The sequence below is a fragment of the Thioflexithrix psekupsensis genome, from assembly GCF_002149925.1.
GTDB lineage: Bacteria > Pseudomonadota > Gammaproteobacteria > Beggiatoales > Beggiatoaceae > Thioflexithrix > Thioflexithrix psekupsensis.
Genome location: NZ_MSLT01000023.1, coordinates 47,941 through 74,461, shown reverse-complemented (window position 1 = coordinate 74,461; position 26,521 = coordinate 47,941). Strand labels below are relative to the sequence as shown.

23 protein-coding genes are annotated in these 26,521 nt (G+C 45.0%); 10 read left to right on the top strand and 13 right to left on the bottom strand.

The genetic code is table 11. The features are described from left to right. Positions 1–69: 69 nt before the first annotated feature. The 3 genes from TPSD3_RS13015 to TPSD3_RS13010 all read left to right on the top strand — a co-directional run bounded on the left by TPSD3_RS13015 (position 70) and on the right by TPSD3_RS13010 (position 4,488). Positions 70–3,150, top strand: coding sequence for a beta-propeller domain-containing protein (locus tag TPSD3_RS13015; RefSeq protein ID WP_176329872.1), 3,081 nt, complete (start codon positions 70–72; stop codon positions 3,148–3,150). 8 nt (positions 3,151–3,158) lie between these two features. After that, positions 3,159–3,281 carry a hypothetical protein gene (locus TPSD3_RS18155; RefSeq protein WP_280938424.1) on the top strand — a complete coding sequence of 41 codons (123 nt, stop codon included), beginning with the start codon at positions 3,159–3,161 and terminating at the stop codon, positions 3,279–3,281. Between the two features lie 118 nt (positions 3,282–3,399). Next, positions 3,400–4,488 (top strand): phage tail tape measure protein, encoded by a 1,089-nt coding sequence (locus TPSD3_RS13010; protein ID WP_086488950.1) that lies wholly within the window; start codon positions 3,400–3,402, stop codon positions 4,486–4,488. A gap of 243 nt (positions 4,489–4,731) precedes the next feature. Here TPSD3_RS13010 and TPSD3_RS13005 read toward each other — a convergent pair whose 3' ends face one another. The 3 genes from TPSD3_RS13005 to TPSD3_RS12995 form a co-directional block, all read right to left on the bottom strand. Then, positions 4,732–4,938, bottom strand: a complete 207-nt coding sequence (locus TPSD3_RS13005) for a hypothetical protein (protein ID WP_086488949.1) — start codon at positions 4,936–4,938, stop codon at positions 4,732–4,734. Between the two features lie 69 nt (positions 4,939–5,007). Then, complete coding sequence (locus tag TPSD3_RS17615) at positions 5,008–5,379, bottom strand: hypothetical protein (protein ID WP_086488948.1); 372 nt, start codon at positions 5,377–5,379, stop codon at positions 5,008–5,010. A gap of 280 nt (positions 5,380–5,659) precedes the next feature. Beyond that, entirely contained in the window at positions 5,660–6,691 is a 1,032-nt protein-coding gene (locus tag TPSD3_RS12995) for an IS630 family transposase (protein WP_086486662.1), read from the bottom strand. A gap of 567 nt (positions 6,692–7,258) precedes the next feature. Here TPSD3_RS12995 and TPSD3_RS12990 point away from each other — a divergent pair. Further along, positions 7,259–7,744, top strand: coding sequence for a DUF721 domain-containing protein (locus TPSD3_RS12990; protein ID WP_086488947.1), 486 nt, complete (start codon positions 7,259–7,261; stop codon positions 7,742–7,744). Here the strand turns inward: TPSD3_RS12990 and lpxC are convergent. The 9 genes from lpxC to TPSD3_RS12945 form a co-directional block, all read right to left on the bottom strand. Beyond that, a complete protein-coding gene (gene lpxC / locus TPSD3_RS12985; protein ID WP_086488946.1) occupies positions 7,717–8,631 on the bottom strand; it encodes a UDP-3-O-acyl-N-acetylglucosamine deacetylase in 915 nt (304 codons plus the stop codon). The genes TPSD3_RS12990 and lpxC overlap by 28 nt on opposite strands. Before the next feature lie 299 nt (positions 8,632–8,930). After that, positions 8,931–10,142 carry a cell division protein FtsZ gene (gene ftsZ / locus TPSD3_RS12980; protein WP_086488945.1) on the bottom strand — a complete coding sequence of 404 codons (1,212 nt, stop codon included), beginning with the start codon at positions 10,140–10,142 and terminating at the stop codon, positions 8,931–8,933. Positions 10,143–10,587: 445 nt separating this feature from the next. Continuing rightward, positions 10,588–11,421 (bottom strand): urease accessory protein UreD, encoded by an 834-nt coding sequence (locus TPSD3_RS12975; protein ID WP_086488944.1) that lies wholly within the window; start codon positions 11,419–11,421, stop codon positions 10,588–10,590. A 98-nt stretch (positions 11,422–11,519) separates the two neighbouring features. Next, on the bottom strand, positions 11,520–12,341 hold the full coding sequence (locus tag TPSD3_RS12970; RefSeq protein WP_280938423.1) for an OmpA family protein: 822 nt from the start codon (positions 12,339–12,341) through the stop codon (positions 11,520–11,522). A 451-nt stretch (positions 12,342–12,792) separates the two neighbouring features. Further along, positions 12,793–13,059 carry a glutaredoxin 3 gene (grxC, locus tag TPSD3_RS12965; RefSeq protein WP_086488942.1) on the bottom strand — a complete coding sequence of 89 codons (267 nt, stop codon included), beginning with the start codon at positions 13,057–13,059 and terminating at the stop codon, positions 12,793–12,795. A 158-nt stretch (positions 13,060–13,217) separates the two neighbouring features. Then, the gene (locus TPSD3_RS12960; protein ID WP_086488941.1) at positions 13,218–15,323 is read right to left on the bottom strand and encodes a hypothetical protein; all 2,106 of its coding nucleotides are present in this window, start codon (positions 15,321–15,323) and stop codon (positions 13,218–13,220) included. A 153-nt stretch (positions 15,324–15,476) separates the two neighbouring features. After that, positions 15,477–16,505 (bottom strand): hypothetical protein, encoded by a 1,029-nt coding sequence (locus TPSD3_RS12955; protein WP_086488940.1) that lies wholly within the window; start codon positions 16,503–16,505, stop codon positions 15,477–15,479. 57 nt (positions 16,506–16,562) lie between these two features. Then, the gene (locus TPSD3_RS12950) at positions 16,563–18,353 is read right to left on the bottom strand and encodes an ATP-binding response regulator (protein ID WP_086488939.1); all 1,791 of its coding nucleotides are present in this window, start codon (positions 18,351–18,353) and stop codon (positions 16,563–16,565) included. 162 nt (positions 18,354–18,515) lie between these two features. Further along, positions 18,516–19,295 carry a general secretion pathway protein GspB gene (locus TPSD3_RS12945; RefSeq protein ID WP_086488938.1) on the bottom strand — a complete coding sequence of 260 codons (780 nt, stop codon included), beginning with the start codon at positions 19,293–19,295 and terminating at the stop codon, positions 18,516–18,518. Between the two features lie 109 nt (positions 19,296–19,404). Here TPSD3_RS12945 and ruvB point away from each other — a divergent pair, with 109 nt between their 5' ends. Then, positions 19,405–20,421, top strand: coding sequence for a Holliday junction branch migration DNA helicase RuvB (gene ruvB / locus TPSD3_RS12940; RefSeq protein ID WP_245391631.1), 1,017 nt, complete (start codon positions 19,405–19,407; stop codon positions 20,419–20,421). A gap of 240 nt (positions 20,422–20,661) precedes the next feature. On the opposite strand, the gene TPSD3_RS12935 is transcribed toward ruvB, so the two are convergent. After that, positions 20,662–21,822, bottom strand: coding sequence for a 4-phosphoerythronate dehydrogenase (locus tag TPSD3_RS12935; protein ID WP_176329871.1), 1,161 nt, complete (start codon positions 21,820–21,822; stop codon positions 20,662–20,664). A gap of 136 nt (positions 21,823–21,958) precedes the next feature. On the opposite strand from TPSD3_RS12935, the gene TPSD3_RS12930 reads away from it, so the two are divergent. The 5 genes from TPSD3_RS12930 (at position 21,959) to TPSD3_RS12910 (ending at position 26,510) form a co-directional block, all read left to right on the top strand. Then, entirely contained in the window at positions 21,959–22,786 is an 828-nt protein-coding gene (locus TPSD3_RS12930) for a 3'-5' exonuclease (RefSeq protein WP_245391604.1), read from the top strand. Positions 22,787–22,889: 103 nt separating this feature from the next. Then, positions 22,890–23,225, top strand: coding sequence for a rhodanese-like domain-containing protein (locus tag TPSD3_RS12925; protein WP_086488935.1), 336 nt, complete (start codon positions 22,890–22,892; stop codon positions 23,223–23,225). Between the two features lie 19 nt (positions 23,226–23,244). After that, positions 23,245–24,372, top strand: coding sequence for an anthranilate phosphoribosyltransferase (locus tag TPSD3_RS12920; protein WP_086488934.1), 1,128 nt, complete (start codon positions 23,245–23,247; stop codon positions 24,370–24,372). Continuing rightward, positions 24,369–24,677: a non-heme iron oxygenase ferredoxin subunit gene (locus TPSD3_RS12915; RefSeq protein WP_086488933.1), complete on the top strand. Its 309-nt coding sequence runs from the start codon at positions 24,369–24,371 to the stop codon at positions 24,675–24,677. Before TPSD3_RS12920 ends, TPSD3_RS12915 begins: the two co-directional genes overlap by 4 nt. A 312-nt stretch (positions 24,678–24,989) precedes the next feature. After that, the gene (locus TPSD3_RS12910) at positions 24,990–26,510 is read left to right on the top strand and encodes a FimV/HubP family polar landmark protein (RefSeq protein ID WP_086488932.1); all 1,521 of its coding nucleotides are present in this window, start codon (positions 24,990–24,992) and stop codon (positions 26,508–26,510) included. Positions 26,511–26,521: the final 11 nt, after the last annotated feature.

Sequence of the window (26,521 nt, the reverse complement as noted above, 5' to 3'; positions counted from 1 at the left end):
TCCACCTCCCCTCGTCTGTGTTGGGCATCACCTAGTTTTTTTGTCATGGCGTTTAAAGAGGAAGTTATCATGCGTATTTCTTTAATAGTGGGTGCGGGACTGTTGTGGTCGTTGAGTCAGTATTCGGCCGCGTGGCAGTTGACCGTAGAACCCCAAACCAATGCCCCCGCACAAATCAGTGTGCTGAATCAAGAAACTTTACAAAATGTTAAAGTTTATCTGGTCTGGTTTAATCTGGATACGGAAAGTGTCCAATCATGGACGATGGATAAAGGTTGGCAAAAAGATTTAATTCCTATTGCAAATCAAACATTTACCGATGTTCAACCGTTTGTGGCAGAGGCAGTGGCGCAAGTGCCTGAAACCTGTCAAACGCAAGCACAATGCTTTTTGGCTTTGGTCGCCATTTCACCAGAAGGCGATGTGTTGAATACGGAACATTGGCAAGCGAGTACGGTTTTCCCCTTGACACAACGCGCCAGTCAAGCCCGCTTGCCCAGTCAACAATTTTTCTTGTCCGCAGGCGCAAACTCGGCCGATTTTCTGTATCGGGAGGAAGAAAAAGCAGGTTTGAGTGAGCCTACCGCTGTGCCTACCGCTGAAGCCGCGCCCCCTTCCGCCGACAGCAGCGAAGGCAGTCAAGCAGAAACCGAAAAACCTGATATTTTTCGCTTAGTCGGCCAACGTTTGTACTATGCCAACAGTCAGGCGCAAAAATTCCAAATTATTGATGTCAGTGATCCCCGTGCGCCACGTTTACACAGCGAAACCCGTTTACAAGGAATGCCACAAGAGTTATACGTTTTGGCAGACCGCGTCATTCTATTACAAAATGATTACCGTGATAATCGCAACGGCACGCGCTTAGTTGTTTTACAACCGAACGCCAACGGCACGATGCAAACTTTACAGGAAATGACCCTGCCCGGCCATTTTGTAGAATCTCGCCGACGCGATCACATGCTTTATGTGGTGATGAATTCCTTTACTGAAAATCCTGAACCCGCTACTGATGTCGTGACCACCGAGGGAGAAACGGTAGAACCCGCCATCATGCCCTGTCTGGGATGTGGTGTGGCGCAAAATTTAGTTGTGACTGCCTTGGCGGTGGGACAAGATGGCCGCTTAACACAACAAGCCCAAGTCACATTAAACGGTTATGGCGCAAAATTGGCGATTTTTACCGATTATTTGGTGTTAATCACCGATAATCCCAACGATTGGCGTACCCAACAAATTCAATTATTTGACTTGCGTCAAGCAGAACCCTTAGTGCGTTTGCCGCTGATTCAGGTGCCAGGACGCGTGCCATCGGAATTTCATGTCAGTGTGAAAGAGGATTTATTGCGCGTGGTTTACGGCCCCTCAGATCGCAACGACGGCAGCAGTTTGGCTGTGTTTAAAATCACCAATCAAAATATTACCCTACTCGGCCAAGTCGATAAAATCGCCCCCGGTGAAGATTTGTTTGCGACAAGATTTGTCGATGATAAGGCGTATGTCGTGACTTATGAACGCACTGATCCCTTGTGGGTGATTGATTTAAGTGTGCCGAGCGCGCCGAAAATCGTCGGGGAATTGCATGTGCCAGGCTGGTCAGAAAAATTGTTTTTTCATCAAGATCGTCTGTTTGCCGTCGGGATTCATGATGTGCCATTGCCCGAAGAAGGCGATATTTCAGTACGACGTGTGGCCATGAGTTTGTTCGACGTGTCAAATCCCACGAATCCCACCTTGATTAATCGCGTGGTGCCGTTGGAAGGGCAAATGAAGTGGAATTATTCTCCCGCATTAGAAGATGAACGCGCTTTATTACTGGATTGGACGCAGGAATATGCCGCATTGCCGATTCAGTCGTGGGAAACAGGCAGTCATTATTTACAAGTGGTGTCGTTCAACGACGGACAGTTACGCGATGCAGGACAAGTCAGTACTCCGATTAATTTACAACGCAGTTTGGCGTTGAATGATTCTACGTTGGTCGGTTTGGGCAATCAGGCCTTATTAACCGTGCAATGGGGACAAGGACAGGCGAAAACGCTGGCTGAATTGGAGTTAGCCGCGCAATTGACGTGGTTAAAACGTCACAACGGCGAATTATGGGCAGCGGCCTATGGTGATCAGGGTTTGTATCGGGTGTCGCGTTATGCGGAAAGTGATTTAAATCGTCCCGTGCAGTCTTTTACGGTCGGGAAAGGCTACGAATCTTTATTGTTAGCTGAGGGACAAGCGGTATTTTACAATCGCCATCCTTTGGCGATTCAAACGGTGAATATGGCAACGGGCGCGGTGTCTGCGCCGCGTGTATTAGAAACCGAAAAAGAAATTTATGCCTATCCCTATTGGTGGCAACGGAGTGCGGGATTTGTGGCGGGCGGGGCGTTTCACGTCGCACAAATGACGGGAGAAGTGGATCGCGGCGGTGTGCCGTGTAAAGGGGCTGAAATTTGTATTTTACCCGTGTTAGACGTGGTGGCTGAACCGCAAACGATGCTCCCTGAACAATGGGTGTTGCATAGCTGGACATTATCAGGCGATTCGCAAGTGACCCGCTCAATACCGGGCGAGCCTGTGGCTTTTACGGCTTCGGGGGCTTTATTAACCCAAGAGATGACGGCTCAGGGTCAAATGCAGGTGAATGTGTTGCAATTAACGGCTTCTGCGGCGAGTTTACGCGATTCTTTGGCGATAAATTGTGATTTTTACCAAACTCAGGTGCAATGGAATAATGAGGCTTTATGGGTGCATTGCAGTGGTGAGCCACGTTATTACATTCAACCCCCAAGTGAAAATGAAGAATCAGCCCGTTTGTCTCGTTTCACCTTACAACAAGGGCGTTTAACGGCTTCAGGGGAATGGACATTTACCGCGAGTCAGTTAAGCCAAGTGTCTGGAGACATGGTTTTTTTACATCGCGGGGGTTATGGGTATTATCCGATGGCAAAACCGGCGATGTTGATGGAAGACGCAGCGGTGCGGGGTTTCCCACCCATGTGGGGCGGTTGTGAGGTGTGGCAGGTCGTAGGGGAAAACAGTAAACATTTGGTGAAAACCCTAGATTACTGTCCCGATCCGAATGCCAGTGTGGTGACTTCAGACGGTTTATTAACCGCACAAGGTTTTGCAGGGATTGAAGCGGTGAAGTGGTAGGGGAGGGAATGCCGTCCAGATGCGCCGCGTTGAGAATTCACACGATGATTCTTGCTGAAACTCGACGTGGCACGTTGCGACGGCGTTTCTATGGGGGTTGTGGGGGCGAGATGAAATATGATGGAGTGTAGCCTGTTTTTGGCTTTTTGATATTGATTGAGGGGATTTGTTGGGGTATTATGCACAAATAGTTTACTTGTTTGTTAGACAAAAAATCAGACAATCACTTCAAAAAATAGGCTTAAAAATATGGATATTGGAAAGAAATTACTTGCAATATTTCAATGGGTTGTGTCAATTATTGTTGCATTATTTGGGTTATTATTACTTATTAGTTCTTCAATGGGCGGATTTTTAATATTGCTATCGTCCGCTGCTTTAATGCCGCCTGTAGCTGAAAAATTAGTAAAACTACCTAAACGTAAGTGGTTATTTCCAGTCTTACTGGTTAGTGGTTTCGTCGTGGCTGTATCAACGACGCATGAAGGCCCTGCTAAACGCGATGAAGCTCAATTAGCCCAAGAAACTGCGGAACGTGCGGAAAAAGTTCGTCAAGCAGAATTGCAAGCAAAAGCTGAACTTGAACTAAAAAGAGCGCAGTTTATAGAACAACGTGATGTCATTGTGAGTGAATTAAATAGCCTTCTTGAGATTGAAAACTATCAGGCAATCATAGACAAAGGCTCTATATACAGTGATCTTGACGAGGAAGTTGCTTTGTTGGTTAATAAAGCACAAGGAATTTTGGCAGAACGTGCGGAATCAGAGCGACTGGAGCGCGAGGCAGCAGAGAAAGAGGCACAAAGTCAAAAACTCCTGTCAGAGCTTGATGCTTTGCCTAAGACTGATACACAAGGGCATCTTACCCGCTATAAACAACTTCTTCAGTTGTCACCTGATAACACAAGTTACCAACAAAAATTAGATCATTTTCAAAAAGTTATCGAAGCTGAACGTCAAAAATATGAGGCTGAAGAGCAAAAAGCCAGAGCTTTGCGGGCATTGAAAAACAAATGGAATTTTGCCACTGATAAATCAAGTTTAGATGATTCTGTAAATGTTTATATGCACGTAGCCGCTAGCAATACTATTCAGGGAACATTAAATCAACCTGTTCGCCCTAAATTATGGATACGATGCTCTGAAAATACCACGTCTATTTTTATAGACTGGGACGTATATATAAATATTCGAGAAACTCCAATGATTTACAGAGTAGATTCGCAGAAACAGAATAAAAAATCTTTTTCTATAAGCACAGATCATAAGGCGTTAGGTTATTTTTCAGGTGGGCAATCTATTCCGTTTATAAAGTCACTATTTGGTGCTAATAAATGATTGATACGAGTAACGCCATACGGGAAAAACCCAGCGGAGGTTACGTTTGATGTTAGTGGTCTTGAACAAGTAATAGAACCACTACAGAAGGCGTGCAATTGGTAAAAGCTACAGCTATTCTGTGGATTAAGGCGCAAAAAGATTCGTTTTATCCATTCTACACGGGCTTAATGTATTTAGTAGTAAAAATTAAGATGGGCTTTCTCGTGTCAGCCCATCTTGTTTGTAAGATAAAAGGAACGGTTATTTCACTTTTGACCCTAAATTAGAGTAATATTCCAAAAGCCCTTTATGTAGCGCGTTAAAATAAGCCGCCTGATCCTCCCCAGAAATGCGGTTTGCAGTCGTTTTATTTATTGCAAAATTCCCAGATTGGATAATTTCTTTTAGCAGCTTATCTGCCTTATCTAGCGCATACGCTGAGTATTCTTCGGTAGTCTGATTGTTCATGTCAATTTCCTAATACACTGAATGTCGCATAAAAACTCAAAACACGGGCTAAACTAAAACCAGCGTTGTTTAGTTCGAGCCAATATCCGTCAACATAAACAGAATATTTTCTGAACCATTATCCATAAACGTAAACTTAGCCCATATATCCATTATGCTACCGTCCGCCATAGGCAATAGCATGTTTGGCACGGTAAAACCTAAATCCGTCCCGATTTTAACAGCTCCTGCTATCTTACAGGATTGCTCACCTCGTTGATAAGATGAATCCAAGTCAGCTTGAGTAAAAGTTAAAGTTTTGTCTGGAACTGGAATGCCACAATCACTTGGATTATCCACGCATTTTTGAACACCCTGTTGATGTGACGAATCCAAGTCAGCTTGAGTAAAAGTTAAAGTTTTGTCTGGAACCGAAATGCCACAATCACTTGGATTATTCACGCATTTTTGAACACCCTGTTGATAAGCAGCATCTACATCTGCTTGACTGTAAGATGTATTTACAGTGGGTGTTGTTGTGGGCTGTGTTGTAGGTGTTGTTGTAGGCGTTGTTGTGGAACCGGAGTTGTGACAATGGTATCCAGAAGAGCTATTGTGACAACCGCTTGAGTCAGTTCTGCCGGCGTGCGCGTGTATGTTGGATGATAGTCCTAATAATAAACCAAGCAAAATATACCAAAATTATGTGAGATATAAAAACAAATTAAGTTTTAATATCTAGCTAGATATTAGGTATAAGATACTGTTTAATTTTATTAAACTTAAACACTTTACCTGACAAAAAGGTCTCAAACATACTAGTGACTTCTTTAAAGCTTGATAGACGATGAAAATTCTTTCTGACCCAATTCTTACCTTGAAGCCAAATATCCTCGACTGGATTTTGCTCTGGGGCATTGGGCGCAAATCTTAATAAACGAACTTTCCATTCTGATTCTGGAAGTCCCCCATTTAATTTCTCTAAATAAGTTCTTAAACCTTCAGAACGATGATAACTTGCACCATCCCAAATAATCACATGACGGGCTTCTTTATATCTGTAAATGAGCCAGTTAATAAAGTCTATCGTATATTTTGTATCAGCTTTCTTTGCCCTATCTAAAATAAATTCTCCCGTATAAATATTCACCGCTCCATACCACGTTTGAGAAGTGCGATAATTACTCATCTTTATTGACGTTCTTTCTCCTTTTTTCGACCAAACATAACCACAAATATCTCCCCACAACTGATGGCTTTCGTCTTGCATCCAGTACATTACCTCTCCACTTTCTATCTGTTCACGCTCCTTATCTATTAAATCCTTAATCTCTTTTTTTTTAGCTTCTACTTTTACCTCATCTTTTGCCGAATTCTCTTTGTGTGTCTTCTTATAACTTAAATTCGCTTCTTCTAATAATTTAGTATAAGAAGTATTTGAAGAATAGAAAACATCATACTCCTCTTTTAAGTATCTCTTTAGTTCCTCTATTGTTATTGTCTTCTTTTCTTGTATCCAATTAATCACATCTTCTCGTTCACGCGGCTTTAAATACCCTGGCGAGCCTTTATACGCTAACTTCAATCCTTCCACCCCTGACGCTAAATAAATGGCTTTCCATTTATCCACAAATTGCACACTGACACAACACGCTAAAGCCGCTTCCGCACGCACAAAACCAAGCAAAGACATTCTTACTGCCATCGCTCGCTTCACTTCTCTCGCTTCACCTGTTGACATTAACTCTTCTAAATCTTCATATCTCTTGTTCATTATTCTCTCCTATTTGAAAAGTATTATTATACGACTCTGAAAAAATTGGTATATAATGTTTCATTGAGTATTCCTCACTAATAATGAACTGAAAAAAATCGACAATGTCATCTCTGCTTTAAAAATCCAAACCAGTTATGACAGATAAAGCGCGTCGTTTTGCACCGTCATCCATCATTCTGAAATATAGCATATACTACAAGATACATAATATAATTAAAATACACTCTTAGTCAAATGGTAGTTGTGTTTAAAAATAAAAAATACAATAGCACCATGCGACATTTAAAAATTCCGTTATCTCTGTGGATTAAGGCGAAAAAAACCCTGTCTTATCCACTTTACTCAGGCTTACGAGCGAAAAAAATTAAATCATTCATATTGCTTTGCTGTATTATATCATCCGCACTATAAAAAGATTAAATTGAGGTGAAGGGAATTTTTATAAAAATCTTCTCAGCTTCCAATTGGAAGAAACGCTGAAGAGTTTAAAGAGGAGAGAAAACCAGACTTGAAAAAAACAATGGCGTATCCACCATGTGTCATTGAACACAAGAGAGCCAGAACATGCCTAAAGACAACACCATGACCCCTGTCAATGAACTATTGACCCGCACCACCTCGCTGCACACACTGATACAACGCGGACAAGCCCTGCAACAGCTTGATCAACGGCTCAAGGTGCATTTACCCGAAACACTGCGAGCGCATTGCTGTGTGGCGAACGTGACGGGGGAATGTTTGATTCTTCTCACTGACTCCGCGGTTTGGGCAACCCAACTGCGTTATTGGCACGACACCCTGCTTAATCACACGCGACAAATCACTGGCCAAACCATCACACGCTTGGATATTCGGGTGCGTCCGTCGCAATTCCAGCACAATCCAGCCCATCCAACAGACCCATCTTCCATGCCTCAGCGGGCGTTATCGGCGGAAACCAGTGTACTATTGCGCAGCGTGGCCGATTCCATGGCCGATACATCGCTGCGATCTGCGTTACACCGACTGGCTGCTGATCCCAGTCAAGAGACAGAAACTGGTTGTAAATAATTCAATAAAGAAGCGGCAACAGGTTCTTCAAAACTCACCAACTCCCAAGCCTGCGGTTGTGCCAATAAAGCGCGCAACAACAAATTATTCAACTCATGTCCCGATTTGTAACCACTAAACGCGCCAATTAACGGATAACCCAGCAAATACAAATCACCAATCGCGTCTAACACTTTATGCTTAACAAACTCATCTTCGTAACGCAAACCATCTTCATTCAATACGCGATAATCATCCACCACAATCGCATTGTCCAAACTGCCACCCAAAGCCAATCGCTTCTCGCGTAACCACTCAATCTCGTGCATAAAACCAAACGTCCGCGCTCGACTCACCTCCTTAATAAAGGAAGTCTTAGCAAAATCAATTTCCACCGATTGCCGACCCCGACGAAATACGGAATGATCGAAATCAATACGAAAACTCACCTTAAACCCTTCAAACGGATCAAAACGCGCCCACTTATCATCTTGTTGTACGGTAATACTTTGTTTAATACGAAGATAACGTTTAGGCACACTCTGTTCTTCAATACCGGCCGACTGAATAAGAAACACGAAAGGCCCCGCACTGCCATCCATAATCGGCACTTCAGCCGCACTGACATCCACATAAACATTGTCAATGCCCAAACCTGCCAAAGCAGACAGCAAATGTTCCACCGTTGAAATCTTGACATCCCCTTTAACCAGCGTAGTGGACAAACGAGTATCACCCACCTGCTCGGCACGGGCTAAAATTTCTACCGGCGGGGACAAATCAACCCGCCGAAACACCACACCCGTTTCGGGGGGCGCAGGACGTAAAGTCAATAAAACCTTCTCGCCCGTGTGCAAACCTACGCCTGTCGCACGAATGACATTTTTTAAAGTACGTTGTTTTACCATTATTGTCTATCTCTCCAAATTGTAGGCAGCTAAATCGGCAGGGCGCACAGCACACCAACCTGTCGATAGTGTCGATAAGTCTGACAGCAGGACAAAACGACTGTTTGATCAATTATATTGCATTGCACAATAAAACAGTTGCTCACCTGTTGTCAAGTTCAAACAACTGTTGTAATTAGATTGCAGACTGTTGTCAAGTATCGACAGCTATTGTTTTTTTACAACAAGAATAATGCCAAACCCAAAAGCCGGCAAATGTCGATTTAGCTGTTTTACAATTACCCACGTTTGGAGTCCTGTTAATCCGCTTGACGACGCAAAAAAGCAGGAATATCTAAGTAATTATCGGCGTGTGTGTCGCTACTTTCTCCATTGGCCAAGTGTCCAGTGTTACTATTGGCATGGGGTAAACGAGTCACGGCGGGTTTTTCATACTCTTTATAATCAGCCGCGTTGCCGTGTAAGCGTTTAGTGGCTTCGGGGGCGGTGGTCATTTTTTCGGGTTTAGGGACGGCTTTGATGGGGGGGCGTTCTCGTTCGACTTGGCGGGGGGAAGCCGTGCCTACGCCGGTGGCGATCACCGTGACACGCAATTCGTCTTTCATTTCGGGATCAAGCACTGTGCCGACAACGACGGTCGCATTTTCTGAGGCGAATTCTTCGATCACATCGCCCATCTCTTCAAACTCACCAATAGTTAAGTCTAAGCCCGCGGTCATATTGACCAGAATGCCACGCGCTCCAGACAAATCCACATCTTCTAACAACGGGCTGGAAATCGCATCCATAGCCGCTTTACGGGCGCGGCCTTCTCCTTTGGCGCGGCCAGCTCCCATCATGGCCATACCCATTTCCTGCATCACCGTGGTGACATCGGCAAAATCGACGTTAATTAAACCAGGGCGCGTGATCAATTCAGAAATGCCTTGTACTGCGCTATACAACACATTATTAGCGGCTTTGAATGCGTCTAACAACGACACATCTCGCCCTAATACACTTAATAATTTTTCATTGGGAATAACAATCAGCGAATCCACATATTGCGACAACTCTTTAACACCCTGTTCAGCGATTAAAGCCCGCTTACGCCCTTCAAAGGGAAAAGGACGAGTGACCACCGCTACAGTCAACACACCCAATTCTTTGGCCACTTGCGCCACCACCGGAGCAGCTCCAGTTCCTGTTCCCCCGCCCATACCGGCGGTGATAAAGACCATATCTGTACCTTCTAACACAGCCATAATACGTTCTCGATCTTCCAATGCGGCTTGTTGTCCGACTTCGGGGTTTGCGCCTGCGCCCAAACCTTTGGTGACATCTGTTCCCAGTTGTAAAATGGTACGTGCGGAAGAGTTGCGTAAGGCTTGCGCGTCGGTATTGGCACAGATAAATTCAACGCCTTCAATAGTACCTGTCAACATGTGTTCGACGGCATTACCACCGCCCCCTCCCACGCCAATGACTTTAATAACAGCGTTTTGGCTGTAAGTTTCCATGAGTTCAAACACGATTAAAACCTCCTAATGCGAAATAGGCCATTGCTGGGAATTTTATGCTAGAAAAAAGAATAAATAATAAAACACCATCATCATGTCAGCACAGGCTATGCCAGCCATTGGCTTGACTTGTTTTAATAATCTTATGCGTATGCTTTACCACGCTAAACGTCACCGTATAGGCTGGATAAGGGAGATTGAATGAAAAAAAAGAGCCTAATAAACCGGTTAAGCACACATTATCTTCAATCACATTAGGATAATGGAAAATAGCCCATTTTGCATCTTTTTACACGTGGCTCTATCGGGAAAAACGCAGATATGGATATTTGATCATATCTACAAAAAAATAGGGAAAATATCCGCTGTGATTCTTTAACGATTTTCCTCGCTCAATACGAGTTACCATCATTCTCTCCCTAAGGGTTTTTATTTCGTTTAAACGAAGTATAACACATTAAGTCGCCCAAATACGCGGCAAACAGGCTGTTTTTCCCCATAAACGCTCACGAACCAATGACCAAATCCGCAGCCAATAGGTTTGCGCTCGTCGTGGGTCTGCCCCCAAGTAACGGGCAACCAATAAACCATCAAACCAAGTCACTGCGATTTGTTCTTGGTCGTGTTTCGGTAAGGTGGCGATCTGTTCTCGTGCGGCGGGCAGCAGTGATTGTTCTACGATTCCGCAAAAAAAACTGCTCAGTACCGGTTGTCCTTGCCAGCCCCAATGAGATTGCAAGACGGCATCTTGGTTTTGTCCCTGTAAATAACCGCGTTCCAACCACAACGGTTGTCCCAAGTGATTGACACAAAGACGTTGTTCAATGCGACCTTCGGTAAAACGCTCGTTAATCGCAGGACGCGCTAAACATAAATTATCCCAAGCAATTAATACACTATTTTTTCCCAAGTTAAATTGTAATTGATTGAGCGTGCGACAATGGTTAAAGGCAATGGTTTCTTGCGGCAACCATTCTAAGATGGCGTGGTCACTGAGATTGGCTTGTAAACGTTGTTGTGAGGACAGGTGGGGATGGCGATACAATTTGGTGGCGGCGGGGGTGGTTAGCAGCACACGGCTGTTTTCTTGTAAAATCAGATTAATATGTAATTCGTCGCCACCCGCCACTCCCCCCGGTGGATGTAATAAATATAAATGCACCGTCCCATCCGCTTCAGGATAAAAAGGCCGCTGTATTTGCAAAGGGCCACAGTGCTGTCGATGGCGTAAAACGGTACGGGAGTGTTGTTGTGCGAAGAGCAAATTTAATTGTGCGCGCCAAGCGGCCATGGTCTTTTTCCTAAAAAATTAAAAACGCCCAAAAAAAATGCGGTGTGTTAGTACGCACTAACACACCGCTAAAAGCCAGTGGTTTTTAACTGGTTAGATTAATTGGCCGCGCCGTACATGCTGATGTTAATTTCAACACGACGGTTTTGCGCACGACCAGCCGCTGTCGCATTGGTGGCGATTGGCTCGCGTTCGCCTCGGCCTTCACGGAGAATCTTGTCGGCGGGTACGCCTTTGCTAATCAAGTAGTTAGCAACAGAGGCTGCACGACGCTCTGACAGGGTTTGGTTGTACTTGTCAGAACCAACGCTGTCAGTATGACCGACGACCTTAACGTCTTTAACAAAATCGATCTGCCCTAAAATCTCAGAGGCAATGCGATCTAAGGTGGCGTTACCTTGCGGGGTCAAGTCAGCACGATTGAAACCGAAAGTAATGTCACTGCCCAGAATTTCTTGTACCACGCGATCAACCACACCGCAGCCATCCGCGTCAACTTTCACGCCCTTAGGAGTACCGGGGCATTTATCGCGGTAATCTGGCACGCCGTCACCGTCGCTGTCCAACGGACAACCATCTGCATCTACCCCTTTAGAAATTTCTAATGGGCTGTTATTGGGGCATTTATCACGGTAATCTGGCACGCCGTCCCCGTCGGTATCAATCGGACAGCCGTCTGCATCGACTTTAACCCCTTTGGGTGTACCGGGACATTTGTCTCTATCGTCGGGTACGCCGTCCCCGTCGCTGTCTAAAATATCACCGCATTTTTCAAAAAGTTTAGCGGGTGTATTAGGTGTTGGGGTATCCACACACTCTTTTTTACCGTCTAATACCGGCTCACCTTTAGAATCTAATAAGTGATAGGTTTTTCTTTCGTCTTGGGCGACCGCCGCCAGTGAAACGGAAGAAAGTAACACACCACCTAAGACACCAAGGAGTATATTACGACCAGATTGTTCAAACATGGAGAGTTTCCTTATGCTATGAGTCAATGACAAAATTGATGAAAAAAGCCTTTAAAAAATTTAACGAGACCGCCGAAATACCACTGGATTTTAATCCATCAACCAAATCGTCAGCAAGCCACACCGCTGTACGTCGGAGACATACTATACCGCAATCGCTACAGTGTAGCAAATTAACCACAACTTGGGTACTTTAAACGACAAAAAACGTTATTTTTTTACCCTTGTTGGTTCATCAATGCGCTAACCTGCGAGATGAGCGCGATTTTTGTATAATACAACGTGTGGAATTCTAACAACAAGTTTTGATTGCGTCTAGTTTTTAAGCGGGTATTTTGCGCAACGATAGGTTTAAACACCACAATGGTATCAAAAAAATGCGACAGGTGATCGATTGTTGTGATTATTCCTTGGGAAGGTTTTGTAAAAGCGGGTCTAACTCGCCTTCTAAATCCAATTCCACCAAGTCATCGTAGCCACCAATGTGACGTTCTCCGATAAAAATTTGTGGGACAGTGCGGCGACCGCTGCGTTTTATCATGAGGCGTAATTGTTCGGGATTTTGGTCAACGAGAATTTTTTCCACACGAACTCCTTTTTTGTGTAAAAAAAACTCCGCACGGGTGCAATAAGGACAAATACGGGTACTGTACATCAGTACGGTGGTCATTAAGAATAACTCCATGGTTATTATGATTAAAAAGGTGATTTTCACATCATCGCAGTAAGTTTAACATTTTTTTAGATTTCATCAGAAAAAAAGAGACAACGCAGCCAAAGCCACGTTATCTCTTTGTATGGTTCTGCGCAGGACGCAGAAATAGCTTACTACGGGGTCATCAATGTAGCGTATATCACCAAACGGGAGCTAATGGCTAATTGATCCAGTTGGACTTGATAAACGATTTCGCCGCGCAAACCGGGTTTAAGTTTCGGTTCTAGTTTCTGATTGGGGCGCAGTTCCAACACATGGACATCCAATTGCGGGTATAACGTCACGTCATACTCTTGCCGTTGAAGGTCTGTAAACAACACTTTGAAAGTGCCGTTGCTTTGTCGCGTTGCCGTTTTCACCCCAGGCAGTTCAAGCAACAACTTGATCAACGTATCAGGTTGTAAAACACTGGCATTGACCCATTGCGAAGTCCCATCAGCATAGTTGAATAAGGTCTTTTGCAATAAGTTGTCATCAGAACGCACATCACGCCCCGAACGTCCCGGTGAAGGAAAAACCTCCGGACTCCAATCAATAACCAAAGAACGCCCTGCCCGTGTACTGCGGCTAGACAAGTCACGTAATAAACCTTGTCCCGTCGCTGACACTCGAACTTCAACGTCTTCAGCCTTCTGACTGGCTGCAAAGGCTTGCTTCACCAGCATTGGATTGCGCAGAGAAGACACCAAACGAATCTCTACTAAATCTTCTGTTGTCAGAATAAAAGAACCGTCTTCTGTTGCTTCGACTCCCGGCTTTGCGCCGGTGGGAGCTTTGCGTAATGAGTTTGGATCAGGACGCACGGTGAACAAACGTCCTTCCAACTCCAGTTCTAATACGCCATACTGATTTTGTGTGACAGAAATGCCATATTCATCAATCAGTTGTTGCACACTTGCCAACAGGCTATCTTCTTGCCCGGCTTTGCCACCCAGCATTAAGCCGCTGGTCATGTCAATAGGGTCTTCCATGATGACATTTTGAGCGCGCAAGTCTTTTTGTCCGTCCAGTTGTCGTGCGGGAATGCGGGTTTCGGGAGGAATTTGCAACTGCCCTTGTCCATCCATAGCCAACCCCTCACAACGTGCCACAAATTCCGCTAACACATCTTCTCCCACATCATCATTGGCATTGAGCAGGAATTCTAAGGCATCTTCCAACTCCATGTCACAAAACTCATCCATGGGGATTTGTTTTAACTGATCAGCCTGCATTTTCTGAATGGCAGTGGGTGGAATATGTTTTAACTGATCGGCCTTCATTTGCCCAAACATCGGCGCAGCCATCATTGAAACGCGATCATCTTCCAACTCCGTAAAGACTTCAGCGGGCATACAACTGATTTGTTCTTCCTGAAACGCATCGAAAACAGCGGACGTAAATAACTCGAATTGTTCAGGCCGCAATTCTTGAATTAAATCGCAACCCAATTGAGCAATTTGTGATTCATCGATTGTATCGAAGTTGAAGTTTTCATCAAACCAGTTGGACTCCATCCATTCCCAATCACCCTCTTCCCAATATTCGTCTAACAGCTCCGAAAGTTCCTCATCCAATTCAGGTAAACCATCCAAGCCCATGCAGTCGCCGAGTTCAGGTGGACATTCTAATTCGCCATTTATGGGTACAGGAGGCAATTCCCCACCATCTTCAGGGGGTGGAGGCGGTAATTTTTCACCATCTTCAGGGGGTGGAGGCGGTAATTTTTCACCGTCTTCAGGGGGTGGAGGCGGTAATTTTTCACCATCTTCAGGGGGTGGAGGCGGTAATTTTTCACCGTCTTCAGGGGGTGGAGGCGGTAATTTTTCACCATCTTCAGGTGGAGGAGGAGGCAATTCTCCGCCGTCTTCAGGGGGTGGAGGCGGTAATTTTTCACCGTCTTCAGGGGGTGGAGGCGGTAATTTTTCACCATCTTCAGGGGGTGGAGGAGGCAATTCCCCGCCATCTTCAGGGGGTGGAGGAGGCAATTCCCCGCCGTCTTCAGGGGGTGGAGGAGGTAATTCCTCACCGTCTTCAGGAGGTGGAGGCGGTAATTCCCCGCCATCTTCAGGAGGTGGAGGCGGTAATTTTTCACCGTCTTCAGGAGGTGGAGGCGGTGGAAGTTCACCTGGCTGACAACGAGGATCGTCAGGTGGACAGGGAGGAGGCAACTCCGATTGCGCCCACACCACAGGCGTGGTCAGCAATAAAGCCGCCAAAATAAGGCTAGATCGTGTCATGACTCGATTTCCTAAATGTAAACGTTAGAACAATGTACTGCGTTATGACGAAAATCACTTTCCCTCTTACAGACGAAAAGACAGATAATAATTTTCGCATTCACGTCGCATGTCGCTAAGTTTAGCACAAAGAAATCTGATGTAAATATTTCTTTAATTCGATGGCACGCTTAACTTTAAGCGTTGCGCAATCTTACTGAGTAAATTTTGTTTGATAGGGGCTTTAACTTGTAAGGCGGGAACGGGTAAATGGGTGGGTTTTACGGCAATAAGTCCGCTGGCCGCACAAGCATTGTAAAAACCAATCACGGTTTCTAAACTAAAACCTGATTTGGCTTGTACTTGGCGCAGCGTTAAGGCTTGACTGGTCATGAGTGAAGCCAAGCACATGTGTTCGGCATTGAATTCTAAACGCGACAAATTCGGCCACGCCGTCATTTGCACGGGCGTGTCTAACTGATGTCCCGGCAACAAAATCCCTGCCGAGCCATATAAAGCAGCACTCCACAACACCTGCGATAAGGGAATAATCAATTGTCCTCGCGCCAATACATTAAAATCAGAATCAGAAATCGCCGTACTGCGAACAGCTCCTGATTCGCCGTGAGTCATTTTACGCAAGGTGTCACGAGAAGCCGAAGAAGCAATAATTTCCTGTTGGGCGTTGACGAACAAAGGCGAATGCGGTGGACAGAAAATCTGTGCCACTTGCCGCTTTTGTTTCAATTCCCACAACAGAAAAAATAACATCTCCGAGGTTTTGCGTACTGGAGGCGGATTGGTAGGAACGGAGGCCGAATCATTGGCATCTGATTTCTTGAATGCACCCACTTGATTCTTCACAAACATTTCTTCGTACAAATCCACTAAAACATCTTTTAATGTTTGTACACGAATGGTTTTTTTTAACGTGGGATTGCGTTGATCATTAACCGTTTCAGTGGATAATAATAACATGACCCGTTGTCGCCCATATTGAAATTGTTGATAAAATGCCCGTCCCGCTTCAAAATCCATATCGACAAGAAAAACATTCGCCGAAGCAAAAGCAGGGGCAGCAGGTTCTAATACCTGCGCTTTTACGTCACTGCGTCCGTTGACAAGACCTACAGCCACTTTGAGGACAGATAAATCTGTCGGAGTTAATTCGACATGAGCAATCGTGAACATTTGCGCGGACATTTTAGCTTACATTCCTGACAGTAGCCTCACTTTGTTCAAGCGAGTCATTACGAATAATTAAGAGTCATTTTTTTTTGAGTGATGCGCTAAAGAAGTGGTTTGACCCATTTGCAGATATTTGGGAGATTGGGTGATGGCATTATCAATTGCTTGTAAGAATTTCTTAATATCCAGCGGCTTGACAATATAGCTTAAAAACCCAACTTCTTTTCCGCGTTGTAAATTTTGCGCAGTATCCACCGCACTCAATGCCAAGACTGGAATTGGCTTGGTTTTTTCGTGGGTGCGCAGTTGTTCTAACACTTCAAAACCGTCCATGCCCGGTAAATTGATGTCTAACAAGATGACATCAGGGCAGTGCATCTGCGCAAGTTCTAGTCCCATTTCGCCCGTTTGTGCCGACATCAGTGCAATATCCGGACGTGCTTTTAAAATTTGCGCCACTAAGCTGACATTTGTACGACTATCTTCTACATATAGTAAGATATATTTGCGCATTTCGTCAGACAAAATGGGCTGATCTGATTCATCCATTTCGCCCGTGGGCAGTTCCACCCAAAATCGGCTGCCTTCTCCGGGAACACTCTCCACATCAATGCGCGCTTCCATCATTTCTAATAAGCGTTTGGTAATGGTCAAACCAATCCCTGTTCCTTCGACCAAATTCAGACCGCTTAAACGGGTAAAAGGTTCAAAAACAAGAGCTTTTTGTTCTGCGGTTAAGCCAATTCCCGTATCAATCACCGATAAATGAACACTGGATCGATTCGGTCTTTCTAAACGAATAATAATTTCACCTTTTTCATGATTATATTTAACCGCATTGGATAATAGGTTAATTAATACCTGTTTTAATCGACCGCGATCAATGAGGGCATATTCTGGTTTAGAAGAGATGGTTTCATTGTGGATGGTGATGGCGCGTTTTTCGGCTAATGGCGACACCAAACTTTCACATTCTTTAATCAGTTCGATCAATTCAACTTTTTCAATATTAACTTCTAATTTACCCGCTTCAATTCGGGTTAAATCCAGTACTTTATTGATCAATTCTAGCAAATGCCAACCCGCGCTGAGAATATTAGCGACATATTGTTGCATATCTCCAACAAAATCAATATCAAATTCTTCCGTTGGCGTAGATAAATCTTCTTTTAACAATTCCCCATAACCCAGTATAGCATTCATGGGTGTACGCAATTCGTGACTCATGCTGGATAAAAATTGGGATTTGGCTTGGCTGGCGCGTTCGGCTTTTTCTTTTGCGTCTAACAATTGCGTTTCAATGCGTTTTAATTCGCCTATATCGGAGAATAATAACACAGAACCGTGATAAACCCCTTTTGCTAAAATCGGATTAAAAGAACAAGACATCGGTAAGCGCAAATCCGCACCCAATTGTAAGCAAGCACGGTTGTCGTGAAAGGCTTGTCCTTGTTGCAAACGTTGGGACAGATGTTTGGCCGAAAGCAATACATCTGGATTTTGGGTTTCGTGCAATTGTAGATGGCTCACCACAGCCGTTAAGTCATTGTAAGACGGTAACATTTTCTTAGCCGCTAGGTTGACAAACAAGGTTCTGCCCTGCCCGTCAAAAGCGCATAAACCATCACTTAATGAATTTAAAATAATCTCCCATTGGGTGGTCGGTAATAGATTATTTTCTGGGCTGTCGCGGGTGTCGTTCTCAATGCGATTGTCTGAAGATGAGCGTTCTTGATCGGCATTTAAATAAGAGCGTTCAATTCTTGAAAGAAACGCCTGCCATGCGACAAGGTCGCTGGGAAGTTTATCGTCACTAAAGCCTGCACGGCGCAATTGGCGTTCCAGTAAAGAATGCATAGGCATTTTTTCCTGATAAGGTGAAATGTGGGGTATTATGGTCTTAAAAAAGCAGGATAACTCCGTTGTGGGTTGGAGAGACTTCTGCTTTTAAAAAGTGTTACTTTGCATTCCTATTAAGGAAAATAAGCAAATAAGCCATTACAGTTTAATGCCTGCACTCTGAATTTACAAAGGATTTAAACGGAATAGCTGGTCTTGATAACGCAATATAATATCTGTGGGGCGAATGTGCAACAGCGTTAAATTCGCTTGTAAAGTCATTCCTTCCCGAAAACGTCGCCCGTTAATCAAGACAAAACGTTGTTGTGCCTGTTCGGCGTAAACGTGAATATTGATCACTAAGGGAGATAAGCGTTGTTGTGTTTGTGCGGGCAATTCTTGAAACAACGGTATATTTTGTATCTCAGGCAGCGCAGCAGTCGCCACAACAGGCACATTTTCCGTTTCCGTCGGTTTCACCACTCGTGCCACAGGCTGCGGCGGAGGCGCAGGTTTGGCAACGGGGGGAGCGGTGGGGGGGGCTTGTGGAATATTTGGTTTTTCTTTTGGTGTTTGGGGGTCGCGCACACTGGCCACATTTGCCAAGGGGTTGGTGTTTGTTGGGGGCGATTCGCTGGGAATAATAATGGACGGAAGGGCTTTTGTTGGGGTTAATGCGGTGGTTTTTTCTTCATTGGGTGCGGGGCGTTCTTGTTGGGTTGCTGTTTTATTGGCGTGAGTGGATTTAGACGAGGTGGGTTGTTGTTGCGCAAACCAGTGTCCCAACGCACCCGCACCCACCGCAATCAGTAACGCACTGCCAAGTAACCACGCCGTCGCCCGTTGTAAAGGCAACGTGTCGGCAGCCGCACTGAACAAAGGAGTCTGTGACTGGGTTAAAGGGGGAACTTGTCCCAGATTGCGTTCTTGTTCGGCTTTTTTGAGGGCTTCTAAAATATAGGACATAAGGCAAGTAAGACATCGCGTCACTGGTTGGGATTTGGTGTTATTATAACCTGAGTTGAGTGAAAAATAGGCAAGGAGTCAAATGGCTGTGGGGGTAGAAACTGAGCGAATGATTAGTGCAGAGGCACAACGTGACGATCCGCTATTTGATCGGGCAATCCGTCCTAAGTCTCTTGTCGAGTATGAAGGGCAGCCGCGAGTGCGCGAACAGATGGAAATTTTTATTCCTGCGGCGCGACAACGTCATGAGGCCTTAGACCATGTGTTGATTTTTGGCCCGCCGGGGTTGGGTAAAACCACGTTGGCGCACATTATCGCACAAGAAATGGGTGCCAATTTACATCAAACATCGGGGCCTGTGTTGGAAAAGGCTGGCGATTTAGCGGCGTTGTTGACCAATTTGGAACGCGGAGATGTGCTGTTTATTGACGAAATTCATCGATTAAGTCCTGTCATTGAGGAAATTTTGTATCCAGCTATGGAAGATTATCAACTGGATATTCTGATCGGAGAAGGCCCGGCAGCGCGGTCAATTAAGTTAGATTTGCCGCCTTTTACTTTGGTGGGAGCGACGACGCGAGCGGGTTTATTGACTTCTCCTTTACGGGATCGGTTTGGCATTACGCAACGATTAGAGTTTTATTCTAGCGAAGATTTGGCGCGTATTGTCACACGTTCGGCACGTATTTTAAATGTGGAAATGGACGAATGTGGAGCGATGGAATTGGCTAAACGCTCTCGTGGGACACCGCGTATTGCTAATCGTTTGTTGCGACGGGTGCGGGATTATGCCCAAATCAAGGCTCAAGGTGTAATTACGGCAAATGTTGCACAAGCGGCGTTGGATTTGCTTAATGTGGATGCTTATGGTTTGGATTTGATGGATCGTAAGTTGTTGTTGGCGGTGATGCAGAAATTCGACGGTGGCCCTGTGGGCATTGAAAGTTTGGCTGCGGCGATTGGTGATGAGCGGGGAACGATTGAGGATGTGATTGAACCTTATTTGTTGCAACAGGGTTTTTTGATGCGCACTCCACGCGGACGAGTCAGCACCCGTTTGGCTTGGAATCATTTTGGTCTTACGCCTCCTGTGGGTTCTGGGGTTGTTTTGTCTGATGGTAAGTAGTGAAATAAGTATCTAAACGAAAATAATCTGGACTATCCGCCTGTTATTCCCCTCCTGCTATACCCAAAAGATAGGGTTCATAGAATCCTTAATTTGTCAGAATCAGAATTTACAGACACAAGAATTTTCAAAATTGACTCTTGCAAGTCGTTTATTTTCAATCGGTTTTTTATTCTTTAATTCTGAAAATCCTAAAATTCTGTAAATTCTGATTCTGACAGAAAAATTTGAAGAAACCCTTTATACCAACACTTCCCCCCACCCATTCACCCGAAAACCTAAACCCCGCAATTGTTCAATTAAGGCGTGTCGATGGGTGGGAATGGTGAGATGTAAACTGGCAAACTCGCGGCGCAATGGGTAATATTTTCGCAATTGATCAAAAGCCAATCCCGCATCCTCTCGCGTTATACTGTGACGCAAGGCCGCATCATCACGACGCGGGTCGTAACAAGCCGTGGCCGCGTAATAGAGTGCCTGCTCATCACTGATGTGATCGGAGAAATGTAATTCTGTAATCGCTGGTTCAGGCAAACTCACCTGCCAACGCAACGACTGCCCAAAATACCCATAAATCGCCTCCGCCAATAAGCGCGTTCCCCGCACTTTACCATCAAAACTATAACCCGCAATGTGTGGTGTGGCTAAACGGGCTAAGGCTACCGTTTGCGGATTTAAATGCGGTTCACCGCGCCATACGTCTAAAACGGCAACGCGCTGTTTTTGCTGTAACCATGCTTGTTGCAAAGCGACTTCGTCCAACACACGCCCGCGAGACGTGTTGAATAAAATCACCCGATCAGAAACTTTTTTTAAAAAATCGGTATTAATCAATTGCGCCGTGGCATATTCTCCGCTCAAAGTCAGTGGTACGTGTACGGTGAGAATATCGGCTTGTAAAACAGTGGCGCGATCCACCCAAACGCGGTGAGTATCTTTGGGATTTTGCGCGGCCAGAGGCGGATCGTGACACAAACAGGTCACACCTAATGTCTGTAAACGTTGATACACCCGCGATCCCACGTTACCACAACCGATAATGCCCACAGTTTTATCCGTCAAACGAAAATTATCCTGTTGTGCCAAGACCAATAAACTACTGATCACATATTCCGCGGCCGACACCGCATTGCACCCCGGCGCACTGGCAAACGCAATCTGATTAGCACGCAACCAGTCCACATCAATATGATCCGTACCAATCGTGGCTGTCCCCACAAAACGCACCCGACTCCCCGACAGCAATTCCCGATTCACCGCCGTCACCGAACGCACCAGTAAAACATCCGCATCTATCACTTGTTCGGCGTGTAGTTCCCGCCCCGACACCGTGCGCACGTCTCCCAAATCCGCAAAGGCTTCGCGCACATAAGGAATGTTTTCATCAGCAACAATTTGCATGGCAAGATTTGTCATAAGTTAAAGTAGAAGTAAAAAAAAGATTTTTAATGGTTTTAATGAATTGCGCCTTTTCCATTAAGTCTGCACAATAGCAGCATCCATCGCAAAATTAACTTAAATTCAGGTGAATAACGACATGATGAATGTACTTGTATTTGACATAGAAACCGTTCCTGATGTGGCCAGCGGCCGACAACTCTACGGTGATCCCTTAGAAATGGCACAATTAAGCGACGAAGACGTGGCACGCGTCATGTCACATTACCGTTATCAAGAAACTGAAGGACAAAGTGAATTTTTACGGTTACATTTACAACGGGTGGTGGCTATTTCTATCGTACTGCGCAGTGGCGATCAGTTTAAGGTGTGGTCGTTGGGCGAGGCCGAATCGAGCGAGCCAGAGTTAATTCACCGTTTTTTTGAAGGTCTGCAAAAATATAAACCCACCTTAGTCTCATGGAACGGGACGGCGTTTGATCTTCCAGTGTTACACTATCGATCATTGTTGCATGGTGTGTCTGCACCTTTGTATTGGACGACGGAAAATACCAGTGATGGCCATTTTCGTTGGAATAATTATTTGAATCGTTATCATGAGCGACATATTGATTTAATGGATATGTTGGCGAATTATCAGGCGCGAGCGTATGTGTCTTTGGAACAAATGGCGATTTTATTGGGTTTGCCCGGAAAAATGGGCATGAGCGGACATAAAGTCTGGGACACGTATTTAGAAAAAGGCCTGCAAGGGATTGAAGAAATTCGACATTATTGTGAAACAGATGTGTTAAATACTTATTTAATTTATTTGCGTTTTGAGTTAATTCGCGGGCATTTAACGCCAGAGACTTATGCCCAAGAATGTCAACGGGTTAAAACTGCTTTACAGGCAGAAAATAAACCCCATCTGAATGAATTTTTACAACTCTGGACACAACGGCAACACACGATTAAACCCAGTTAAGTTTTACTGTTGGGCGTGTGGATGCGGATGATGTAAAATTTTGTGCATTTTAGCAGATTATGGTGTTTTTGTTTTTCTTTAGTTGATGGAGATTAGTGTTTAAATGTTGTACGAAGATATTGATGCAAAGCAGTTGTTTAATTGGCTTTCTGGGGAAAATCCGCCGTATTTGATTGATGTGCGCACTCCGGAGGAAATGGCACAAGCTTCGATTGATGGGGCTGTGCCGATGCCTTTAACTGTGTTACCTTTGCGCACTCAAGACGTGCCGAAAGATCGAGATGTGGTGTTTTATTGCCGTAGTGGGGCGCGTTCGGGACAGGCGTGTATGTTCATGCGTCAACATGGTTATAAACGTTTGTATAACTTACGGGGTGGGATTATCAGTTGGGTACAACATGGTTATCCAGTTGTGCCTTTGGTTGCCAGAGCGTCTTAATGAGATTAGGAGATTTTTAATGACCATAAGTGATGCTTCAGAGATCGCGCATTCCAGACAAGTGATGCGTTCTATTATTCAACGAATCGCTACGGGGCCTGAGTTAAGCAAAAATATTTCGCAAGAAGAAGCGCGTTTAGGCATGCGGGCGATTTTGCAAGGACACATTGAACCTATTCAAATCGGTATTTTCCTGATTGCGCTGCGCATGAAGCGAGAAACGGACGATGAGAATTGCGGTATTTTATCAGGTATTCGAGATGTGACAGAAACGGTTACGGCCGATGTACCAGAAGTGATTGATTTGGCTGATCCTTATGATGGTTACAATCGCACTTTGCCGCCGACTCCATTTTTACCTGCCGTATTAGCGGCTTGTGGGGTGCCGGCAGTGTGTCATGGCATGGAAACGGTTAGCCCTAAATTCGGTGTCACCCATAAGCAGATTTTGCGTAGTTTAGACATTCCCGTAGAACTTTCAGTGGCCGAAGCCGCCAAACGTTTGGCAGAGCCTGAATTGGGTTGGACTTATGTGGATCAATCTCAATTTTGTCCTGCGCTGCATGATCTCACCGAATTACGCAGCAAAATGGTGAAACGTTCGGCCATTACCACGGTGGAAGTGTTGACTGCGCCTTTACGCGGACGCGAAAAAACCCATTTGGTTACAGGTTATGTCCATAAACCTTACCCCCGTATTTATGCCTTATTGGCGCGTCATTCGGGGTTTGATTCTGCATTGATTGTGCGTGGCATTGAAGGCGGGGTGATTCCTTCTTTACGTCAAGCAGGTAAATTCTTTTATTATCATAATGGTGGCGCGGAGGAATCCATTGATATTGATCCCGTGGATTTGGGCATTCAACAAGAATTACGCGCTGTTCCCGTTCCCGAAGAATTAAGCCCAGAAGATTCTAATACGGTGCTAGATAGCGCGGCAATCGCTCGTTTAGCCGCAGAACACGGGGTTGCCGCGTTAAAAGGGCAACCGGGCGCGACTTATGACGCTTTAGTTTATTCGGGTGCGGTGTGTTTGTGGCATTTGCGCCGTTGTGATTCGCTGAATGCGGCTGCGACGCAAGTGCGCCAAGTGTTAGACAGTGGGGCGGCTTTGGCGCGTTTAGTGGCCGCAGGAGCGCGGTTATGAGCGAATTCGTCACGGTGGCTGCATTGGCAAACTGCCGTCCCGGTGAGTTGTTAGGCGTTAAAATCGGAAAAGCCCGTGTTTTACTGGCAAATGTGGACGGCGTGATTTACGCGGTTGATGAAAGATGCAGCCATGAAGACGCGCCATTGAGCAAAGGCTGTTTACACGGTCATGTGGTCAAATGTTCATTACACGGTGGCCGTTTTGATGTGGTCACTGGCGCAGCCTTAGAAGAACCCGCTACCGTGGCTTTAAAAACTTATACCGTGCGCGTGGTGGGAGAGGAGATTCAGGTTTTATTGTAATAGGTTTTTAAGGTTTTAGTAGAGACACGTGAGTGTCTCTACGACTGAATTTTTTTTGCTATTTTTTCTTTAATTTTGGTCAATTCTGATTCAGACAAAGCGCAATAAAATTGAGATGCGAGAAAAAGTAAAAATGATCTTTTGAATTGGCGATCTATCCAAATCTGCCCCGTAAAATTGATTTTCAGGTATAATCGACAGCGACTTACACCAAAATCGTCCTTACCAGTGGATGTTTAAACCACCTGCCTACCTGTTTTAACCGTATTTGTGTTCTTTTCTAGCCACTTTTTTTAGTAACGGGTAAAGATTATGCGAAACTTTTTGATATTTTTACTATTTTCTCTTTTGCTCACGCCACTGACACACGCCCAAGAAACATATGGGCCTATTAAGGATGGAGATGTGTTGTGGACGATTGCATCAAAAACGCGGCCAGATCGTTCGATTTCTCGAATTCAAATGATGATGGCAATTTTTCACACCAATTCCCAAGCCTTTAATATTTCTTGTAATGCCAATTCGCCTTTAAAAAGAGGCTCTATTTTACAGATTCCTAATAAAGAGACGGTATCTGATTTAATTACCGTGAGAGAGGCTGAACGTCAATTTGCCTTGCAAACAGAGGAGTGGAAGCAACATCAATCAGGTCAAAAATTGATCACTTGCCCCGAAGAAAATCCCGTTGAAACTCCCACCGAAACAGAAATGGAATCTTCACCAGAATCTCCTGATGTTGCTATTGCCCCTGCGGTTGTTGAGCAGTTGTCTAGCGAAGCAGATAAGCGCGTTGCTGTGGTTGAAGAAACGACTGAAACGACCGTTGAAACTCCCGCGGTAATTGAGACAGAAGAAACGCCTGTTGTGGTTGAAGAAACGACGGAAACAACTACGGAAGCGACTGTTGAAACGCCTGCGGTAATTGAAACGCAAGAAACGCCTGTTGTGGTTGAAGAAACGAGTGAAACGACTGTTGAAACGCCTGCTGTAGTTGAGACAGAAGAAACGCCTGTTGTGGTTGAAGAAACGCCTGAAACGACTGTTGAAACGCCTGCGGTAATTGAAACGCAAGAAACGCCTGTTGTGGTTGAAGCAACGAGTGAAACGACCGTTGAAACGCCCGCGGTAATTGAGACAGAAGAAAAACCTGTTGTGGTTGAAGAAAAAACTGAAGCGATTGTTGAAACGCCTGCGGTAATTGAGACAGAAGAAACGCCTGTTGTGGTTGAAGAAAAAACTGAAGCGATTGTTGAAACGCCTGCGGTAATTGAGACAGAAGAAACGCCTGTTGTGGTTGAAGAAGCGAGTGAAACGACTGTTGAAACGCCTGCGGTAATTGAGACAGAAGAAACGCCTGTTGTGTTTGAAGAAACGACGGAAACAACTGTTGAAACGCCCGCGGTAATTGAGACAGAAGAAACGCCTGTTGTGGTTGAAAAAACGACCGAAACGACTGTTGAAACGCCTGCGGTAATTGAGACAGAAGAAACGCCCGTTGTGGTTGAAGAAACGACGGAAACGACTGTTGAAACGCCTGCGGTAATTGAGACAGAAGAAACGCCCGTTGTGGTTGAAGAAACGACGGAAACGACTATTGAAACGCCTGCGGTAATTGAAACGCAAGAAACGCCTGCAACGGTCAAAACAGAGGAAACAAACCAAACAACCGAACCCAGCACAGCCAATGAAAAACCACAAGAACCCATACTAGAATTCTTAATGGGATTGGGGATTGTTTTTACTGTGTTGTTGCTTTATCGCTTATTGGTGAATTTTATTTCCCAACGTCGGATGCGCCGTAAAAAAGAACCCCATCCAATCCCAGAACATTAACAGACAAGCAC

Bases quoted from the DNA above. Each gene is read 5' to 3' on its own strand.
- TPSD3_RS13015 (WP_176329872.1), top strand. From the start codon at position 70: ATGCGTATTTCTTTAATAGTGGGTGCGGGACTGTTGTGGTCGTTGAGT.
- TPSD3_RS18155 (WP_280938424.1), top strand. From the start codon at position 3,159: ATGCCGTCCAGATGCGCCGCGTTGAGAATTCACACGATGATTCTTGCT.
- TPSD3_RS13010 (WP_086488950.1), top strand. From the start codon at position 3,400: ATGGATATTGGAAAGAAATTACTTGCAATATTTCAATGGGTTGTGTCA.
- TPSD3_RS13005 (WP_086488949.1), bottom strand. From the start codon at position 4,938: ATGAACAATCAGACTACCGAAGAATACTCAGCGTATGCGCTAGATAAG.
- TPSD3_RS12995 (WP_086486662.1), bottom strand. From the start codon at position 6,691: ATGAACAAGAGATATGAAGATTTAGAAGAGTTAATGTCAACAGGTGAA.
- TPSD3_RS12990 (WP_086488947.1), top strand. From the start codon at position 7,259: ATGCCTAAAGACAACACCATGACCCCTGTCAATGAACTATTGACCCGC.
- lpxC (WP_086488946.1), bottom strand. From the start codon at position 8,631: ATGGTAAAACAACGTACTTTAAAAAATGTCATTCGTGCGACAGGCGTA.
- TPSD3_RS12975 (WP_086488944.1), bottom strand. From the start codon at position 11,421: ATGGCCGCTTGGCGCGCACAATTAAATTTGCTCTTCGCACAACAACAC.
- grxC (WP_086488942.1), bottom strand. From the start codon at position 13,059: ATGACCACCGTACTGATGTACAGTACCCGTATTTGTCCTTATTGCACC.
- TPSD3_RS12960 (WP_086488941.1), bottom strand. From the start codon at position 15,323: ATGACACGATCTAGCCTTATTTTGGCGGCTTTATTGCTGACCACGCCT.
- TPSD3_RS12955 (WP_086488940.1), bottom strand. From the start codon at position 16,505: ATGTCCGCGCAAATGTTCACGATTGCTCATGTCGAATTAACTCCGACA.
- TPSD3_RS12950 (WP_086488939.1), bottom strand. From the start codon at position 18,353: ATGCCTATGCATTCTTTACTGGAACGCCAATTGCGCCGTGCAGGCTTT.
- TPSD3_RS12945 (WP_086488938.1), bottom strand. From the start codon at position 19,295: ATGTCCTATATTTTAGAAGCCCTCAAAAAAGCCGAACAAGAACGCAAT.
- ruvB (WP_245391631.1), top strand. From the start codon at position 19,405: ATGATTAGTGCAGAGGCACAACGTGACGATCCGCTATTTGATCGGGCA.
- TPSD3_RS12935 (WP_176329871.1), bottom strand. From the start codon at position 21,822: ATGCAAATTGTTGCTGATGAAAACATTCCTTATGTGCGCGAAGCCTTT.
- TPSD3_RS12930 (WP_245391604.1), top strand. From the start codon at position 21,959: ATGATGAATGTACTTGTATTTGACATAGAAACCGTTCCTGATGTGGCC.
- TPSD3_RS12925 (WP_086488935.1), top strand. From the start codon at position 22,890: ATGTTGTACGAAGATATTGATGCAAAGCAGTTGTTTAATTGGCTTTCT.
- TPSD3_RS12920 (WP_086488934.1), top strand. From the start codon at position 23,245: ATGACCATAAGTGATGCTTCAGAGATCGCGCATTCCAGACAAGTGATG.
- TPSD3_RS12915 (WP_086488933.1), top strand. From the start codon at position 24,369: ATGAGCGAATTCGTCACGGTGGCTGCATTGGCAAACTGCCGTCCCGGT.
- TPSD3_RS12910 (WP_086488932.1), top strand. From the start codon at position 24,990: ATGCGAAACTTTTTGATATTTTTACTATTTTCTCTTTTGCTCACGCCA.